Source organism: Methylophilus sp. DMC14, from assembly GCF_056314085.1.
Window position 1 is genome coordinate 99494 of the sequence record NZ_JBQUZA010000006.1, and the last position, 17855, is coordinate 117348.

The 17855-nt window shown below is 48.3% G+C and carries 14 protein-coding genes and 1 tRNA gene; 10 read left to right on the forward strand and 5 right to left on the reverse strand.

Features of this window, described 5'->3' with window-relative positions; all coding sequences use genetic code 11:
- Positions 1-29: 29 nt before the first annotated feature.
- Complete coding sequence (locus ACT53C_RS12275) at positions 30-737, reverse strand: HisA/HisF-related TIM barrel protein (RefSeq protein ID WP_476146493.1); 708 nt, start codon at positions 735-737, stop codon at positions 30-32.
- On the opposite strand from ACT53C_RS12275, the gene ACT53C_RS12280 reads away from it, so the two are divergent.
- Genes ACT53C_RS12280 through ACT53C_RS12295 form a run of 4 tightly spaced genes read left to right on the forward strand, consistent with a single transcriptional unit; the run spans position 732 to position 4971 of the window.
- A complete protein-coding gene (locus ACT53C_RS12280) occupies positions 732-1808 on the forward strand; it encodes an ATP-grasp domain-containing protein (RefSeq protein WP_476146495.1) in 1077 nt (358 codons plus the stop codon). The genes ACT53C_RS12275 and ACT53C_RS12280 overlap by 6 nt on opposite strands.
- Positions 1795-2847 carry a hydantoinase/oxoprolinase family protein gene (locus ACT53C_RS12285; protein ID WP_476146497.1) on the forward strand — a complete coding sequence of 351 codons (1053 nt, stop codon included), beginning with the start codon at positions 1795-1797 and terminating at the stop codon, positions 2845-2847. Before ACT53C_RS12280 ends, ACT53C_RS12285 begins: the two co-directional genes overlap by 14 nt.
- Positions 2844-4271, forward strand: coding sequence for an aminodeoxychorismate synthase component I (gene pabB, locus ACT53C_RS12290; RefSeq protein ID WP_476146584.1), 1428 nt, complete (start codon positions 2844-2846; stop codon positions 4269-4271). Before ACT53C_RS12285 ends, pabB begins: the two co-directional genes overlap by 4 nt.
- A gap of 34 nt (positions 4272-4305) precedes the next feature.
- On the forward strand, positions 4306-4971 hold the full coding sequence (locus ACT53C_RS12295; protein ID WP_194747655.1) for an amino acid kinase family protein: 666 nt from the start codon (positions 4306-4308) through the stop codon (positions 4969-4971).
- A gap of 20 nt (positions 4972-4991) precedes the next feature.
- Here the strand turns inward: ACT53C_RS12295 and ACT53C_RS12300 are convergent, their stop codons facing one another.
- Genes ACT53C_RS12300 through ACT53C_RS12315 form a run of 4 tightly spaced genes read right to left on the reverse strand, consistent with a single transcriptional unit; the run spans position 4992 to position 10881 of the window.
- Complete coding sequence (locus tag ACT53C_RS12300) at positions 4992-8123, reverse strand: efflux RND transporter permease subunit (protein WP_476146586.1); 3132 nt, start codon at positions 8121-8123, stop codon at positions 4992-4994.
- Between the two features lie 19 nt (positions 8124-8142).
- Complete coding sequence (locus ACT53C_RS12305; protein WP_476146499.1) at positions 8143-9210, reverse strand: efflux RND transporter periplasmic adaptor subunit; 1068 nt, start codon at positions 9208-9210, stop codon at positions 8143-8145.
- A complete protein-coding gene (locus ACT53C_RS12310; RefSeq protein ID WP_476146501.1) occupies positions 9207-10622 on the reverse strand; it encodes a TolC family protein in 1416 nt (471 codons plus the stop codon). The genes ACT53C_RS12305 and ACT53C_RS12310 overlap by 4 nt, the downstream gene beginning before the upstream one ends.
- Before the next feature lie 10 nt (positions 10623-10632).
- Positions 10633-10881 carry a hypothetical protein gene (locus ACT53C_RS12315; protein WP_476146503.1) on the reverse strand — a complete coding sequence of 83 codons (249 nt, stop codon included), beginning with the start codon at positions 10879-10881 and terminating at the stop codon, positions 10633-10635.
- 168 nt (positions 10882-11049) lie between these two features.
- Between ACT53C_RS12315 and ACT53C_RS12320 the strand changes: the two genes are divergently transcribed.
- The 6 genes from ACT53C_RS12320 (at position 11050) to lon (ending at position 17852) form a co-directional block, all read left to right on the forward strand.
- Positions 11050-11134, forward strand: a tRNA-Leu gene (locus ACT53C_RS12320).
- Between the two features lie 159 nt (positions 11135-11293).
- On the forward strand, positions 11294-11668 hold the full coding sequence (locus tag ACT53C_RS12325; protein WP_476146504.1) for a RidA family protein: 375 nt from the start codon (positions 11294-11296) through the stop codon (positions 11666-11668).
- Positions 11669-12004: 336 nt separating this feature from the next.
- Positions 12005-13315: a trigger factor gene (gene tig / locus ACT53C_RS12330; protein ID WP_476146506.1), complete on the forward strand. Its 1311-nt coding sequence runs from the start codon at positions 12005-12007 to the stop codon at positions 13313-13315.
- A 3-nt stretch (positions 13316-13318) separates the two neighbouring features.
- Complete coding sequence (gene clpP / locus ACT53C_RS12335) at positions 13319-13966, forward strand: ATP-dependent Clp endopeptidase proteolytic subunit ClpP (protein ID WP_275355305.1); 648 nt, start codon at positions 13319-13321, stop codon at positions 13964-13966.
- 27 nt (positions 13967-13993) lie between these two features.
- The gene (gene clpX / locus ACT53C_RS12340) at positions 13994-15283 is read left to right on the forward strand and encodes an ATP-dependent Clp protease ATP-binding subunit ClpX (protein WP_194747643.1); all 1290 of its coding nucleotides are present in this window, start codon (positions 13994-13996) and stop codon (positions 15281-15283) included.
- Between the two features lie 136 nt (positions 15284-15419).
- A complete protein-coding gene (lon, locus tag ACT53C_RS12345) occupies positions 15420-17852 on the forward strand; it encodes an endopeptidase La (protein ID WP_194747641.1) in 2433 nt (810 codons plus the stop codon).
- Positions 17853-17855: the final 3 nt, after the last annotated feature.

Here is a 17855-nt window from a genome sequence, read left to right on the forward strand (position 1 = left end):
TATAAAAACCGGTCGTATGACCGGTTTTTTTATGCGCCCCATTTGGATAAATCATGTGCAGTGAGTTGCTTTTGATGCAACGCACTGGCGATCAATACGCCGGCGGCGCCTGCCTGCGATAAGGTTTCAATATCTTGCGCATCACGTACGCCACCAGCGGCATATAAAGCTTGTTGCGGATGCTGCGCTTTGAGCGTGGCCAGTTGTGTATGGTCTGGGCCGCGATTTGCCCCGACCTTGGGCAAGCTCATGACGATGGTGGGGTGTGTCCATTGCTGTGGCGCTGAGAGCAGTTGGGTGGGCCCATGAAAGCCATCTTGGAAAAAGTCCAGCGAGAGTAGGCTGTTTGGGCACGTTTGCCGCATTTGTGCATAGGTTTGATCATCTTGCATAGACTCACTGGCCAGAATAGGGGTGATGCGGGCAGATTGCCAAGGAATCAGCTGGTCGGCGGTTTGAAAACCTGCGTCTATCCACCAGGCTAATTGCGGGAACTCGACCATCGCCTGCTGGATCAAGGACAGGTGGTTCGGCAACGTGCCTTGGCCAGTGATGGCATTTAAATCTGCAATATACAGGCAGTCAAACGGATAAACTTGTAAAATAGCTGCCACGATATCGATCAGGGCATGGCTCTCCGTCAGTTGCGATTGAATAGGACGGTAGTGCTGGCGCTGGCCTTGTATGGCCTGGACCACCTGGCCATGCATCAAATCGATGACGGGAATAATATGCAAAATACCACTCGTTTCAAAATCTGGGTTTGTGAATACATCAGCGCCGGCGGCTTGGTTGCAGAAGCCTTGCCTGCCAGTTTGCTGCAGGAAGGGCTGTTGATGCGAGACGCCCTATTGGCAGACCTGGCTGCGCTGGGCATGGATTGTATCACTAGCCATGACTACCGCGTGATGCCGCCTGCAATGGCGCAGAGTGTTGCCATACAGGCGCATGAAAATGCGCATTCGGTATGGCAACAGCAACTCGCTGAGCAGGACATTGATGCCTGTTGGGTGATCGCACCCGAAACGCAGGGGATTCTGCAAGCGTTGTGTCATCTGGTGCAAGACATGGGTATTCCATGGGTCGGATGCACGGCACAGGCTATTGCCGACACCACCAGCAAGGCATGCATGGCTGAGCTTTGTCACCAGGCCGGTGTGCCAGTGGTGCCACACGTGATGTTGGCTGAACTGACCACATTTGAATCGTTGTCCTGGTATGCTCAGGGGCAGTTGCATGGCTGGGTAGTGAAACCTGATGATGGCGCGGGTTGCACTGCAACATATTACTTTAAAAAAGATGCTGAACTGATTGAATTTAAAAATAATTTAATCAATAATTCCTTGCTGAGTCAGACGCAGTTTTTGCTACAGCCCTATGTGCCTGGCATCGCCTTGAGCATGTCGGTGGTGGCCGCCACTACCGAGGTAAAAGTGATCGCTGCGCATCGCCAGCAGGTGAAAATCGTCAATGGTGAATTTACTTTTAACGGGGCTGGTGTCAACGAAGCGACGGATCAGATCCTCGCCATGCAGCGACTGGCCGAGCAAGTGCATCGTGCGATCCCGGGCCTGATCGGTTATTGGGGGGCGGATATGATTTTGAATGCTGCGGGCGCCTTGGTTCTGGTTGAAATCAATCCACGATTAACCACTCCGTATATTGGATTGTCGAGGATAATGAACAGCAATCCGGCAGGAGTCATTCTGCAGGCAGTATTAAACAATCAGTTACAAGCAGACGTGGCTAGCAGCTCGCTAAGACTCACGCTGAACACATTGCAAGAGGGGGGATATGACCAGGTCTAAACCTGTCATTGGATGGGATATTGGCGGTGCGCATGTCAAAGCGGTGATGCTGGATACACAATCGCAGGTACTCAACGTTTCACAGCAGGCATGCGCTTTATGGAAAGGCCTGCCGCGATTGGAAGAGGCCATTAAGCATCTGTTGCATGACTGGCAATTGTCGGCGGACGAATGCGATCATGTCATTACCATGACCGGCGAGTTGGTGGATTTATTTGAAAATCGGGCACAAGGCGTACAAGCAATTGCGGAAACGGTCCATCGCTATTTGCCAGCCGCCAGATTTTATCAGGCCACAAAGGGTTCAGGCATGACCTTTACCGACAATGTGACAGGCCAAGCGGAAACGATTGCCTCCATGAATTGGCATGCCTCAGCACAATGTCTTGCCATGGCCTTGCCTGATACCGCGATGGTTGTGGTTGATATCGGCAGTACGACTTGCGATCTGACACGATGTCAGCAGCAACAGGTCTTGCCCTCAGGCTGGACAGATGCCGAACGTATGCGGCAATCTGGACTCTGTTATACCGGTGTCGTCCGCACACCGCTGATGGCGCTTGGGCCATTTATTGAATGGCAAGGTGCACAGCGCCATATCGCTGCCGAGTATTTTGCCACCACGGCGGATGTCTACCGTATTTTGGGCGAGCTGCCGGCCAGCGATGACCTGGCAGACACGGCGGATGGTCAAGGCAAATCGCTGTTAGAAAGCATGCGGCGCATCGCTCGTATGGTTGGGCATGATGTCGAATCAGCCGAGGACAACCTCTGGCAGTCTCTGGCGCAGGCGTTTAAAGCAGCGCAGCTCACCTTAATCAAGCACAGTATTCAGGCAGTGATCGCGCAGGGACAAGACCGACCGCAGACCTTGGTGGGTCTTGGTGCGGGCAGTTTTCTGGTCAGCCAATTGGCTGACGAATTGGGGATGAAGTACTACGCTGCTTCTACTGTGGTAGAGGCCGCTGAGGCAAGTTTAAAAAAGGATGCAGAGGTATGTTTTCCGGCCTATGCAGTGGCGAGGTTATGGCAGCAATGACATTGAATACGCTGACGCTCCCGTATGCTGAAGGCATGCATTGGTTCAAGCAGGTGAGAGACCTCACTTGGCCCATGTTGCTTGAAAGTGGGCAGATTGAAAAAATAGATGCGGTCGCGACCGTGGATGAAGAGATCAGCCTGGGTGCACGCTTTGATATTGTGGTGGCTGCCCCTGTGGCGAGAATAATTCATCGGCACCCGCACACAGACGTGCTGGTTGATGAGCAGCGCACCCGCACGGAAGAAGATCCTTTCAAAGCCATTCAGCAATGGTTGCTCTCTCATCCTGTTGAACGTACCCCTGAGGTTCCGTTTGCAGGGGGCGCCCTCGGCTATTTTGCCTATGACTTGGGTCGCAGTATTGAAAACATTCCAGTGATGGCGCAAAAGGATGTGCCGTTGCCAGAGATGATGGTCGGTATTTATGACTGGGCAATCATCGTGGATCACCATGCACGGCAGTGCAAGCTGGTTTCGCATTTACGCTATCTGGATCAAGCAGGCCTTGAGCAGCTGCATGCCAGGCTGCTATCCACGGCGCCAGAACGCAATAGCGTACCATTTGAAGTCGTCGGCAACGTAGAGGCCAATCTGGATCAAGCCGCTTATGCTCAGGCCTTTACACGCGTCAAAGATTACATCCGTGCCGGGGATTGCTATCAGATTAACCTTGCGCAGCGTTTTGCCGTGGAAGTGCGCGGTGACGCCTGTCAGGCGTATGATCATTTCCGGCAATTGAGCCGTGCGCCGTTCATGGCGTTGATGCAAGTGGAGGACGGGGAGGGGTTGCCTGTTTCGGTCCTTTCCATGTCGCCTGAGCGTTTTTTGCAGGTGGTGGATCAACAGGTGGAAACGCGTCCGATCAAAGGCACTCGTCCGCGTCACCAAGATGCTGAGCAAGATGCGGCGATTGCGCAGGAGTTATCCGGCTGTATCAAGGACCGCGCCGAGAACCTCATGATTGTTGATCTGTTGCGCAACGATATCGGCAAGGTGTGTGCCGTTGGGTCGGTGAAAGTCGAAGCGTTATTCAAATTGCAGCGATTTACCAATGTGCATCATCTGGTCAGCATCGTTCGTGGTCAGCTGGCCAATGGGTTTCATGCGCTGGATTTGCTGCGCGGTTGCTTCCCTGGCGGTTCTATTACTGGTGCGCCCAAGTTGCGTGCGATGGAAATTATTGAGGAGTTGGAGCCGCATCGGCGTGGGATTTATTGCGGCAGTATTGGCTACATTGGCTTTGATGGTTGTATGGATACGAATATTGCGATTAGAACGGCGGTCATTGCCCAAGACCGCATGACGTTTTTTGCCGGCGGTGGCATTGTCGCTGATTCGGATTGCGCCAAAGAGTATCAGGAAACCTTTGACAAGGCGTCGCAGTTCTTCAAGCTGGTTGCGGCATTTAAAACAAAAAACTAATGGTCAGCAAAAAACTAATGTTCAGGAAGATGCGATGTGGGTGATCAAGCTAGGGGGTAGCGTGACCCACTATGATAGCCTGATGCAATGGCTAAAGCTGGTGGTGCGCTGGGGGGATGGTAAGGTGATCATCGTCCCCGGGGGCGGTGTGTATGCTGATGCGGTACGTGAGTTCCAGCGTTTGCGGGCGACGATGCCTGAGGGACATATCGATGACAGTCAGGCGCATGCGCTGGCAATTTACGCCATGGATCAAATGGCACGTAGCCTGGTAGCGATGATGCCCGCGCTAACCTTGGTGCGTAATCCCTTTGAAATTGCCGAGCGTGGCTGGCAACACCGTGGCCTGGTCTGGTTGCCGAGTGAAATGGCATTAAACCAGGCATTTGCCACGGAATATCCGCTGCCGCACAGCTGGGACGTGACCTCGGATAGCCTGGCAGCGTGGTTGGCTTTGCAACTGGATGCTTGCCAGTTGTTGCTGGTGAAGTCTGATGAACGCTTGCTGAGCCTGGACCAGGCGCTGACATTGCCGCAATTGCAGGAGATGGGCATGATAGACACCGGAGTCACCGCGCTTCTCAAGCTGGCGCGGTTTAAAACCCGGGTGGTGCATCAGAGTCAATACATGCTGTGCGAGCACGGCTTTGATGCCAGCCATTTTGATCGTTGTGGCGTGACGAGTATTTCAACTGCGTAATGCAGGTTTAGCCAGGCACATTATTGAGGGGCTGTCTGCTCAAACTTGCCAAAATGCAGCATGATCGTGGGCAGAATCAGCAAATTAAGAATCGTTGAAGACACCAGCCCGCCGACAATAATGGTCGCCATCGGGCCTTCAATCTCCCGCCCGGGTTCGCCGCTGCCAATGGCGAGCGGGAGTAAGCCTAACGCCGTTACCAATGCGGTCATGAGCACCGAAGGCAGTCGTTCTGAGGCACCACGAATGCAGGTTTCCAGATTCCATTCACAGCCTTCATGATCCACCAGATGCTGGAAGTGCGATACCATCATGATGGAGTTGCGTAAAGTGATGCCGAACAAGGTGACGAATCCGACCATAGAGCCAACCGATACCCAACCGCCTGTCAATAACGCTGCAATCACTCCACCTAATAGTGCGAAGGGCAAGTTAGCAAAGGTGAGTAGAAGATTCCTTAGCCTACCAAATGCAATGTAGAGGATGAGGAATATTGCAACACCAGCAATCAGTGCATGCACAATCAAATCTTTGCGAGACTGAGCATTCGCCTCTGACTCACCAGACATTTCAAGGTAGTTTCCAGCATCCAAATGCAAGTTCTTTTTTAAGGTCTCCTGTATATCATTTATGATCATTGCTTGATCACGTGCACCAATGTTCGCAGTAATGGTCTGGATACGTTTAGCGCCTGAATGCAATATTTTAGAGCGTCCATTTTCTTGCTGAATGTAGGCGACATCCGAGAGTTTTAACATCTGTCCTTCGATATTGAAAATCGGAATATTACGCATATCCCCGATATCATCTCGTGACTCATCATTGAGTAATACACTCACGCCTACTGGGCGGTTACCAATAAACACTTGGTTCACAGGAACACTTTCATAACAAGCGCGTATCGTATCGAGGATATCCATCGGTTGTAGTCCCCATACACTTAGCTTATCTTGCTTGAGTCTGATTACAATCTCTGGTGTTCCCGGAGGGGACTGAATCATTACGTCTTTCACGCCATTGACTTTACTGATCAGATGAGCAACTTTCTGCGCATCCCTATCCAGGGCATCAAGGTCTTGTCCAAAAACATTGATGACTAACCCTGCAGCATAGCCAGAAATGGTTTCTTCAATTCTCTCCGTCAGAAATGTATTGATAGCGAAGTTTGATCCAACAAATCCAGTTTCTGCCTTGTGGTCATTGTCTGAGTCTACTAATTCTCCCGTTATTTCTTCGCGGATATCTTGGAGAATGTCATCTTGTTTTTTGCCTGGCAGTGTTCCAATTTCGATTTCAAATTCACTGTAATGCGTGCCAAAAGTGTCAGCAGCATGCGGTGCTCTGCCTGCCCATTGTGCGATCGATTTAATCCCTGGAATCTCGCTTAAGGATTTTGTGACAGCATTGCCTAGCTGAATCGATTGGGTTTCAGAAGTCCCTGGCACGGTAGTCATGTGCATGATGTAATGACCCTCATGCAATGCGGGAATAAACTGGCTTTTAAAGAAGGGTAATAAACCTAGCCCTAGTAAAATAGTGATAAAGCTGCCTATCAGTATTGTCGTATGATGATGCTCAATTTGCGTTAAAAGAGCTTGATAGCGCTGTTTGAGTTTTTGGATGACTGGAGCATCGGTGGTGTTCAAGTTCACTTTGCCGAGTAAGGCATAGCAGAGGGCCGGGGTGATGGTCAGTGCAACTGCCAACGATGCCAAAATCGCTGAAATATAAGCATAGCCCAGTGGCGCGAATAGCTTCCCTGCCACCCCGCCAAGCGTCAATAACGGCAGAAAGACCAATGCTACAATAATAGTGGCATAGACCACTGAACTTCGCACCTCGATTGAGGCGTTGAACACCACCTGGGGGATAGGCTGGGGGTGCCTGAGTAAGCGGTTTTCTCGCAAACGGCGAAAAATATTTTCAGTATCAATAATGGCGTCGTCTACCACTTCGCCTAGCGCGATGGCTAAACCACCTAGGACCATGATATTCAAACCCACACCAAATTTATGTAGCACAATGGTGGCTGTCAATAGGGAGAGTGGGATAGCCGTGGCTGAGATAATGGCCGTCCGGATATTGAACAAAAATACAAACAAAACACCAATGACAAGAACCGAGCCAATAAGAATGTCACTTTGTAAACCATCTATGGCTGACTCAATAAAGTTTGCTGGACGAAACAAGCCTTCGTGCAAATGCGTTTTTTGTTCAGCTAGCATGGGTTTCAGTGCTTGGATCGCTTGCTCGAGTGACTTGGTAACTGCATGCGTATTGGCCCCTAGTTGACCCTGCACAGAAAGATAAATCCCAGGTTTACCATTGATAGAGGCTGCACTAATTGAAGGCGTTTTTCCTTCAACTACGTTTGCAACATCACTGATTCGAATCGTACGTCCCTGTTTTCTAACCAGGGTGGTATTGGCTAATTTTGACGGAGTTGTGGATTGCCCCTGACTGCTGAGTACTATCCTCTGATTATCGCTTTGAATATACCCTGCACCACTGACGCCAGTGGCTCTTTTGGCAGCATTCACAACATCCTGAATATTCAACTGATAAAGAATCAACTTTTCAGGATCGACCTTGATCTGGAATTGACGGATATCTCCACCGTAGACATTGACGTCGGCTACGCCAGCGACAGACAACAGGTGCGGCACAATACTCCAGTCTACAAGAGTACGTAGCTCCATCAGAGATTTTGAGTTTGAAGTCAGGCCTAGGCCCATCACTGTACTGGCTGAAGAGGTGAGGGGGGTGATGTTAGGGACAATGCCAGACGGGAGTTGGCCGACTAATGTATTCAGATGTTCGGCAATGATTTGCCGATTGCGATAGATGTTATTTTCTTCTTTAAAGATAACGGTAACGATAGAAAGCCCTGGAATAGACTGAGAGCGAAGACTTTTAATCCCGATCGATCCTGCGATACTATTCTCGATTGGTTGCGTCACCAGCTTTTCGACTAGGCTCGCCGACAAGCCAGGGGACTCTGTCTGGATAACGACTTGAGTGGGAGCGAATTCTGGAAATACATCCAGATTGCTTTGGGAAATGCTATAGCCACCATAGACAATAATCAGGATGGCAAGCCCGATCATCACGCCATAATAACGAATTGCAAACCTTACTAGTGCAGTCATGATTTAACTTAATCTGATGCTGTCAGTCATCATTCTCGTTTTTAATTGAGAACTTCAATTCTTCAGATAATAGCAACTGTGCACCTTTCGTAACAATTTCTGTGCCTGGTTGAAAACTCTGGTCGAACCAGCCATCTTCGATTTCGATATCCGCCGAAATTGGTTTTCTGAGAAAGGTCTCCGGTTTGGTTTTCACGTAGGTCCACGCCATGCCACCATGCCAAACAATCGCTGAGTTAGGGATTCGTACACCTTTTTTAATACTCTCCTCAGCATCTTTGGTAATCACGTTAACACGCATGCCAATACGCAAGTAATCCGCTGCAGCACTGTAGAAGTATGTTTTACCGATATTGCTCATATCCGTTTGCAATGATTGAGAAATATAAGAGGCCTGAAGTGGTTTTACACTTTCATGGATAGGGGTAATGTTGATAGTTGAGTTCTTGGACGGCGCTTTGTAACTCAGTGGGAAGCTGACCTGAACAAGGACTCTTTTTTGTACGATCAGGTCATGAAGTTGACTGGAATTGTTATCACGTGTGACTAGTGTGACCAGTTCTTCTCCCCATTGCGCAATAATCCTGTCGTTTAATGCTTTAAGTTGTGATTTTGCCGTTTCAATTTGAGTTTGGTTGTTTTGTACCAAGGCATATGCATCTTGAACAACCTTGTCGGAGACGTTCTTATCATCCTCATTGAGTAACTTATATCTTTTGTACTGTGCAATATGGTTGGGCAAAGTACTTTGCGCTAATTCCAGTTGTGATTTTAATGCTTGATACTGACTGTTGTAGTCAATTAGTGGTTGAATGGAAATGACTGTGCCTAGTACTTTAATGTTGTCTTGGTATTCATATGGCTGCAACGCTTGAACTTGAATACCACTGTTTTTTTGCGCTGCCAGAGTCAGTTCCACTATTTGCAGGCCATTCTGGCTCGCGACTCTGGACTGGCTTTCTAGGGGCTCACCCTCTTGGCTTTGCGTGGAGGCGTACTCATCTTGCCCAAGAAAAACGATTATCCAAAACAGCAAAATAATCAAAATGGTTTGTACCCCGATGAGTACCTGCGTTTTGTTTATGCTCATGGTGTAACGAATTTAGGTGTAATTTGATTTGGTAAGCCTTGATCTGAAAGCAAGAAAGGTTTTTGAGTTGTATTTTCAATCTCTAATAATGCTTTTAGAACCGCAGATTTTTGCATGATCACACGCTGGTCATTGATATAAAACTGTACTTGAGCTTGAAGCCATTCAACTTTATCAATCAGTCCCGCTTTCCATTGACGTTCTAGTATCTGCATTTTTTTAGGTTGATCTTGAGTGTCATGGATCATTTGTACCAAAATCTGAGCACCTTGTATGTACTTTTTATAGGATTGCTCACTCAACGTGATGACTTGGTACTGTAAAGCATAGAATTTTGTCGCTTCGTTTTCTCTTACCTGTTCCGCCTGCTTTCTCATCGTATCGTTGTAGCTGGCAGTACTAATTAGGGTATTGATTCCTAACATCCATATAAAATCACCAAAAGAAAATTCAATGCCCGGATCCAGGGAGATATTCGGGTATTGCTTGGCAATCTGTAGTTTTAATTTAGATTCGGCTTGCGCATACGTGGCCAACGCGCGCTGTATATCCATGCGATTAATCAATGCTTCTTTACGCGTGCTTACCGAAGAGTTCAGTAGTGATTTGTAGTGGTTAGTTTTCCGTAAAAGTTCATCCATATCAACAGATAGGATTTTTATTTTAGATTGTTGCTGATCGCTCAGCCCTGCATCATGGATGATTTTCTGTTCTGACAGCTGCAATGAAGACTGCATTTGTTGTAATTGCGATACTGCCTGATCGTATTGCAATTGTATTGTCAATAATTCAGACTTCCCTATCATTCCGGCATCTAAACGTTTGCGATAGGCATTAAGCAAAGCTGCTTGAACATCTCTCAGTTTTAAGATGTTTTTGACCATCGCCTGTTTTTCAGCACGATCAATCAAATCCAAAGAGAGTTGGTTCCTTAATCCCCAAGCAGCTTCGCCAATTTGAATTTCTGCAATATTTACTTGGTGTTTTGCGATTTCTTGAGTGATCTCAGTTTTACCTGCGGTAACAATCGGAATGTTAAATCCAACAATATTAGATGAAGGGTCAACGTTGTCAGATGTGTTGTTGCTTCTCGAAACAAGTGCATTGAAGCCGGGTTGAGGCTTCAGTCCAGCGACCATCATGTCAGAAACCGCAAGATCGTAGTTTGATTTTGCGACCTTAAGTGATGGGTGAAAGAATACTGCAGCTGCAGTCAGAGCTTTAATGTCCCAGAACTGAATAGGCCAGCCCATTTCTGGAAGTTGTGAGGTAACGTATTGTTTAAAGCCTGCTTGTTCTGGAGAGGCGTTAAGTAAATCGGTACTACTTGACTCAGGAGTTAATGGTTTTGCTTGGTAGGTGTGGTAGCACGCAGATAATGCGATCGCAATAAAAATGACACATATACGCATGCTTGATTAATTAATCTACGATACTTGCATGAACTGCGTTCAACGCATCTTTTAACAGGTCTTCTGGAAGTTGATTAATTGTTGTGGCGAGTAAGTCTGCCGCCTCCACAGTTCTTATTGGTAAATCTGTGGTGTTTAATTCAGCAATTAGTCCTGCAGCTATCCCTGTGATTTTTAGTAATATATCGCGCTCTTTCATCACTAATTCTACTTCGGCGCGTAATAAAGTATCTTCTGGAGTGTTGGCGTGTTGTTTCATGATTTTTATCTTAGAGGACCAAGCCTTGAATCTTGAAGCTCTGTGTTCTGCTTGTCAATCCTCAAATGGTTGAGAGTCGTTAGGTAATAAATTCTATGTTTATTGATAGCTTACCTTAAGCTGGTAAATACAGTATAATAATTAACTCGGTATTTAGGTGCTGATTTAGCGAAAGTGGCGAAATTGGTAGACGCACTGGATTTAGGTTCCAGCGCCGCAAGGCGTAAGAGTTCGAGTCTCTTCTTTCGCACCACCTCACCCTATGGGGAGGATACAAATTAAAGGCTTCCTTTGCGGAGGCCTTTGTTGTTTTTGGCGGCCGTTCAATGGTCATGATGGGGGCGGCCTAAGTAAATGATCTGGAGTGAGTTGAGCGAGTCATCTTTGAGTGACGCTCTGAAAGGAACGAGAAATGAATATTGTACAAACAGCGAATGCACCAGCCGCAATCGGGCCTTACGCGCAAGGTGTTGTCGTCGGGAATATACTGTATACCTCAGGCCAAATCGCCTTGCGCCCGGATGGCACGCTCAATGATGGCGATATCGAGACCCAGACGCGTCAAGTACTATCCAATTTGCAGGCCATTATCGAGGCTGCAGGGGGCAGTTTGCAGCAAGTCGTGAAAACAACCGTGTTTCTCAAGAATCTGGATGATTTTGTGGCGATGAATCAGGTCTATGCCGAGGTGTTCGGCACGCATACCCCGGCACGCTCTACCGTACAAGTGGCTAAATTGCCGCGCGATGTGCTGGTTGAGATTGAGACGATTGTTGCGCTTGCTTAATATGGTGAGTAGACATTGCTGAGCCAGGCCGCTTGCAATTAAAGCGCTCAGCCCCATCTTTGATTCATGTAGTGACTTTTTTCGCATTTTGATGGGGTTGTCGTTTAAACGCGCACTGTCTGTCGCCATGTGTTGTGCGCAGTTGCGCTAAACTGGCTTTAAGTTTATTTCAATTAAGACTTGTGTTATATTTTTACGCTCTTTTTTCATCATTTGATCGCCGGCCTCTGCCTTTAGAGTGTGGTCAGGTTGTGTGAAAACATTATTAAATGCGCATTCAATGGCGCTCACTTACATAACCCATCGTTAAATAACGATTTTTACAGGAAGTTCAGCATGGCAGCAGTATCTGTTGAAACAGTCAGCAACTTGGAACGTCGCATGACAATCAAAGTCCCTTTGGCACCGCTGGAAGGGCAAATCAGACAACGTTTACAGCAAATTTCACGTACCGCCAAGTTTGCTGGTTTCCGTCCGGGCAAAGCGCCCATGGGTTTGGTCAACCAGCACTATGGCAATCAGGTACGCGATGAAGTGTACTCCAAAGCGGTAGAAACCAGCTTTGGTGAAGCGGTAGAGCAGAATCAGCTGCGTGTGGCAGGCTTCCCTAATATCGAACATATTCCGTTTAAGGATGCTGCAGAGGAATTTGAATACATTGCTACTTTCGAAATTTTCCCGGAAGTGCAACTGGGCGATCTGAGCAAAGTCAAAATTGAGCGTCCAGCGTTGGAGTTGACCGATGCCGATGTGGAAAAAACATTGGATGTGTTGGTGAAGCAGCGCGTGAGCTATGAGCCGGTCAAACGTATGTCGAAAAAGGGTGACCGCATTAACATTACTTTGACCGCTTCTATTGATGGTGAGCAGGTTGAAAGTACAGGTGACCGTGGTATTGATCTTGTGATCGGTGAACCAGGCCGTGTGAAAGAATTTGACGATGCGTTGATCGGTGGCAAAGCTGGTACCGAAAAAACATTTGAGATCACTTATCCGGAAGATCACAATCCGGCGCAGTTGGCAGGTAAAACTGTGTCTTATGCGGTGAAGTTTGTTTCTGTGTCGCAGCCAGTCTACCCTGAAGTGGATGCTGAGTTTGCGAAAAGCCTCGGGGTGGAAGATGGCAACATCGACACCATGAAAGCTGAAATCAAGCAAAGCCTTGAGCAAGAAGTAGATAAACGTATCAAGGCGCGAGTTAAAGAGTCTGTCTTCCAGGCCTTGGTCGATGAGAGCACCTTTGAATTGCCTAAAGCAGTGATTGCGGCCGAGACTAATCGTTTGATGCAGGTTGCTGCACAAAACCTGCGTCAGCGCGGTGTGGATCCGGCACAAGTGCCTATGGAGCCTTCTGTGTTTGAAACGCAGGCACAGCGCAATGCCAAGTTGCGTTTGGTTTTAACTGAGTTGGTCAACACCAACAACTTGCAGGCCAATGCCGATCAGGTACGTGCGATGGTAGATACTTTCGCTCAAAGCTTTGAGAAACCTGAAGAGCTGGTCAACTGGTATTATGCAGATGTGAAACGTCTGGATGAGCCAGCGGCCTTGGCAACAGAAGAAAATGTTGTTGCCTGGGTGTTGGAAAAAGCCAAAGTAACAAACAAAAAAATTAAATTTGATGAATTGATGATGGCAGGTGCTTAAACCATGAATTATATGAACGCGAACGAAGGCATGATGCAACAACGTATGGAGCCACAAGGCCTGGGATATATCCCTATGGTTATTGAGCAGAGTGGCCGAGGAGAGCGTTCATATGACATCTATTCCAGGCTGCTCAAAGAACGCGTCATTTTTCTGGTGGGGCCGGTTAATGACATGACCGCCAATCTGGTGGTGGCGCAGTTGCTGTTCCTCGAGGCCGAGAATCCTGACAAGGACATTTCTCTCTACATTAACTCTCCCGGTGGCTCGGTCACTGCGGGGATGTCTATCTATGACACCATGCAGTTCATCAAGCCCGATGTCAGCACGCTGTGTATCGGTCAAGCTGCCAGCATGGGCGCGTTCCTGCTGACCGCTGGTGCGAAAGGCAAGCGTTTCTGCCTGCCTAACTCACGCGTGATGATTCACCAGCCGCTGGGTGGCTTCCAGGGGCAGGCGTCTGACATCGAGATCCATGCCAAAGAGATTTTGTACCTGAAGGACAAACTCAATGGCATCATGGCCCATCACACTGGCCAAAGTATTGAAACCATTGCCAACGATACCGATCGTGACAATTTTATGAGTGCTGACGCTGCCAAAGCTTATGGTTTGGTAGATCAGGTGATTGCCGCACGTAGCGCTGCTTAATCAGCGCGTAACTAGCAGGGGAATAGCATGGCAAACAAATCTGACAGCGAGAAGCTGTTATATTGCTCGTTTTGTGGCAAAAGTCAGCATGAAGTGAAAAAACTGATTGCAGGCCCCTCTGTGTTTATTTGTGATGAATGCGTTGATTTATGCAATGACATTATTCGTGAAGAAATTCAGAGCCTTAACGAAATCAAGTCCGCAGACAAAAAATTGCCGACGCCACAAGAAATCTGCTCTATTTTGGATCAGTATGTGATTGGCCAAATACAGGCGAAAAAAAATCTGTCTGTTGCGGTGTATAACCACTACAAACGTCTGGGGTATAACCCTTTGTCTGACGGCAACCAGTCTGGCAAAGATGATGTTGAGGTACAAAAAAGCAACATTTTGCTGATTGGACCAACAGGCTCTGGCAAAACATTGCTGGCGCAGACCTTGGCACGTTTGCTGGATGTGCCTTTTGTGATGGCGGATGCGACCACACTGACCGAAGCCGGTTATGTGGGTGAGGATGTTGAAAACATCATGCAGAAACTGCTGCAAAAGTGTGATTACGATGTAGAGAAAGCCCAGCGCGGCATTGTTTATATCGATGAAGTCGACAAGATTTCCCGCAAGTCTGATAACCCGTCAATCACCCGTGATGTGTCTGGTGAAGGCGTGCAACAGGCCTTGTTGAAACTGATCGAAGGCACGATTGCCTCGGTGCCGCCACAAGGTGGACGCAAGCATCCTAACCAGGAGTTTGTGCAGTTGGATACTACTAACATTCTGTTTATCTGCGGCGGCGCTTTTGACGGGCTGGAAAAAGTCATTCGTCACCGTTCAGAAAAAGGCGGTATTGGTTTTGGTGCCGAAGTGAAGAGCAAAGAAGATGTGCGCGCGGTTGGCGAAGTTTTGCGTGAAGTGGAGCCGGAAGATCTGATCAAGTTTGGTTTGATTCCTGAGTTCATTGGACGTCTGCCAGTCGTGGCGACACTTGAGTCTCTTGATGAGGCTGCACTGATGACGATTCTGGTAGAACCCAAAAACGCGCTGACCAAGCAATACATGAAGCTGTTCAAAATGGAAGGCGTTGAGCTGGAGTTTGAAGAGTCTGCCTTGCGTCTGATTGCTAAAAAAGCGCTGGAACGTAAAACCGGTGCACGTGGCCTGCGTTCGATTCTCGAGCACGCTTTGCTAGACCTGATGTATGAGCTGCCATCTCTCAAAAACTTGTCTAAAGTGATTGTAGATGCTGGCGTGATTGAACACACCTCCGAACCAATTCTGATTTATCAGGATGCACAAAAACGCGTTGAAAACGCACATTAAATCCCGCTTGCAATAGCCGTCCGGCTATTGCAAGATAGCATCTAATAGCATGAGATGCTTGCTCTCTTGAATTCTCAAAGAATGTTCCCATCTATATGCAAAGGACTTGTTCCTTTGACACTTATTGAAAGACGCTATGACAGAACACACTTTGCTTGACTCCGAGACACCGGAAAACGCTTTAATCCCTTTATTGCCTTTGCGCGATGTCGTCGTCTATCCCCACCTGGTGATTCCATTGTTTGTTGGCCGGACTAAATCGGTCAAAGCGTTGGAGCGCGCTTCAGAGGGCGATAAAAAGATTTTGCTGGTTGCACAAAAGTCAGCCAACAAAGACGATCCTGTGGCTGAAGATTTGTATGAAATCGGTACTCTGGCGACCGTGCTGCAAATGCTCAAGCTCCCGGACGGCACAGTGAAAGTCCTGGTAGAAGGCTTGCATCGCGTACGTGTTTCCGATTTTGTGGAAACTGACGAGTGCTTCATGGCCTTGGGCGAAGAAGTTGAGCAAACAGATCAGGATGACAAAGAGGCCGAAGCCTTGATGCGTACGGTCATGACCCAGTTTGATCAATACGTCAAACTGAATAAAAAGATTCCCCCCGAAATTCTGACTTCGCTGGCAACAATTAACGAGCCTGGTCGTCTGGCTGACACCATTTCAGCTCACTTGACGCTCAAGCTGGAAGAAAAGCAGAAAGTGCTTGAGATGCTCAGCGTGATTGAGCGTCTGGAGCATTTGCTCTACCTGATGGAGTCTGAAATCGACATCCTGCAGGTTGAAAAACGCATCCGTGGCCGTGTTAAACGGCAGATGGAAAAAAGTCAGCGCGAGTACTACCTGAATGAGCAGGTGAAAGCTATCCAGAAAGAGCTCGGTGAGCAGGATGAAAATGCCGAGATGGAAGAGCTGGACCAGCGCATTAAAAACGCAGCCATGCCTAAAGAGGCATTAGCCAAAGTCACCGCCGAGTTCAAGAAGCTGAAACTGATGTCACCGATGTCAGCTGAAGCTTCTGTGGTACGTAACTACATTGATACTCTGTTAAATCTGCCATGGAAAAAGAAAACCAAAATCAGCAAAGACTTGCAGGCAGCAGAAGCGATTCTGGATGCGGATCACTATGGTCTTGATAAAGTCAAAGAGCGTATTGTGGAATATCTGGCAGTACAGCAGCGTGTTGGCAAGCTCAAAGCCCCAATTTTGTGCCTGGTGGGCCCTCCAGGGGTGGGTAAAACCTCGCTGGGACAGAGTATCGCCAAAGCGGTTAACCGTAAGTTTGTGCGCATGGCTTTAGGCGGTGTGCGTGATGAGGCGGAGATTCGCGGCCATCGCCGTACCTATATTGGCTCCATGCCAGGCAAAGTGCTGCAAAGCATGACGAAAGTCGGGGTGAAAAACCCGTTGTTCCTGCTTGATGAGGTCGACAAAATGGGCCAGGACATGCGCGGTGATCCGTCTTCAGCTTTGCTGGAGGTGTTGGATCCAGAACAAAACCATACCTTTGCTGACCACTATGTCGAGGTTGATTATGACCTGAGTGACGTCATGTTTGTCGCGACGGCTAACAGTATGAATATCCCCGAGCCGTTATTGGACAGGATGGAGATTATTCGTCTGTCAGGCTATACCGAAGATGAGAAGATCAATATTGCGCAACGCTACTTGTTACCCAAGCAGCTTAAAGCCCATGGCTTGAAGTCTACCGATATCTCGGTGGCGGAAAGTGTGCTGCGCGATATCGTGCGTTACTACACCCGTGAAGCGGGGGTGCGTCGCCTGGAGCAGGAGATTGCCAAGGTCTGCCGTAAAGCAGTCAAAGAGCAATTGCTGGCTAAAGGCAAAACCAAAACCGTTAAAAAGATTAACATCACCAGCAAGAATATTGAGCAATACCTGGGCGTCAAGCGCTATGACTTTGGTGTTGCCGCTAAAGATAACCAGGTAGGGCAGGTAACAGGCTTGGCATGGACCTCGGTCGGCGGTGAATTGCTGACCATTGAGGCGGTGACTTTGCCTGGTAAGGGTAAAACGATCACCACCGGTAAGCTGGGCGATGTGATGCAAGAGTCTGTCACTGCGGCCATGAGTGTGGTACGTAGCCGTTCAGAAGGATTGGGTATTCCGACCGACTTTTACGAGAAGAAGGATATTCATATCCACTTGCCAGAAGGTGCGACGCCTAAAGATGGTCCAAGTGCCGGTATTGCCTTAACCACCGCCTTTGTGTCTGTGCTGACGGGCATTCCAGCCCGTGCAGACGTGGCGATGACAGGCGAGATCACTTTACGTGGGGAAGTGCTGGCGATTGGCGGCTTGAAAGAGAAATTGCTGGCCGCTCACCGTGGGGGGATTAAAACGGTATTGATTCCTTCCGCCAATGAAAAAGATCTGGTTGAAATCCCTGCCAACATCAAAAAGGATCTCGACATTCATTGCGTGAAGTGGATAGATCAGGTCTTGGATCTTGCGCTGGAAAGAGCACCGCAACCGTTGGCTGTGGAAGCGCCTGCAGTCGAGATTGTTGCCGCTGGCGAAGGGAATGCCGAGCAAGCTGTCACGCATTAGTAA

Excerpts from the sequence above, each read along its gene's own strand:
- ACT53C_RS12280 (WP_476146495.1), top strand. The coding sequence starts at position 732 with ATGCAAAATACCACTCGTTTCAAAATCTGGGTTTGTGAATACATCAGC.
- lon (WP_194747641.1), top strand. The coding sequence starts at position 15,420 with ATGACAGAACACACTTTGCTTGACTCCGAGACACCGGAAAACGCTTTA.
- tig (WP_476146506.1), top strand. The coding sequence starts at position 12,005 with ATGGCAGCAGTATCTGTTGAAACAGTCAGCAACTTGGAACGTCGCATG.
- clpX (WP_194747643.1), top strand. The coding sequence starts at position 13,994 with ATGGCAAACAAATCTGACAGCGAGAAGCTGTTATATTGCTCGTTTTGT.
- ACT53C_RS12295 (WP_194747655.1), top strand. The coding sequence starts at position 4,306 with ATGTGGGTGATCAAGCTAGGGGGTAGCGTGACCCACTATGATAGCCTG.
- ACT53C_RS12325 (WP_476146504.1), top strand. The coding sequence starts at position 11,294 with ATGAATATTGTACAAACAGCGAATGCACCAGCCGCAATCGGGCCTTAC.
- ACT53C_RS12285 (WP_476146497.1), top strand. The coding sequence starts at position 1,795 with ATGACCAGGTCTAAACCTGTCATTGGATGGGATATTGGCGGTGCGCAT.
- ACT53C_RS12310 (WP_476146501.1), bottom strand. The coding sequence starts at position 10,622 with ATGCGTATATGTGTCATTTTTATTGCGATCGCATTATCTGCGTGCTAC.
- pabB (WP_476146584.1), top strand. The coding sequence starts at position 2,844 with ATGACATTGAATACGCTGACGCTCCCGTATGCTGAAGGCATGCATTGG.
- clpP (WP_275355305.1), top strand. The coding sequence starts at position 13,319 with ATGAATTATATGAACGCGAACGAAGGCATGATGCAACAACGTATGGAG.
- ACT53C_RS12315 (WP_476146503.1), bottom strand. The coding sequence starts at position 10,881 with ATGAAACAACACGCCAACACTCCAGAAGATACTTTATTACGCGCCGAA.
- ACT53C_RS12305 (WP_476146499.1), bottom strand. The coding sequence starts at position 9,210 with ATGAGCATAAACAAAACGCAGGTACTCATCGGGGTACAAACCATTTTG.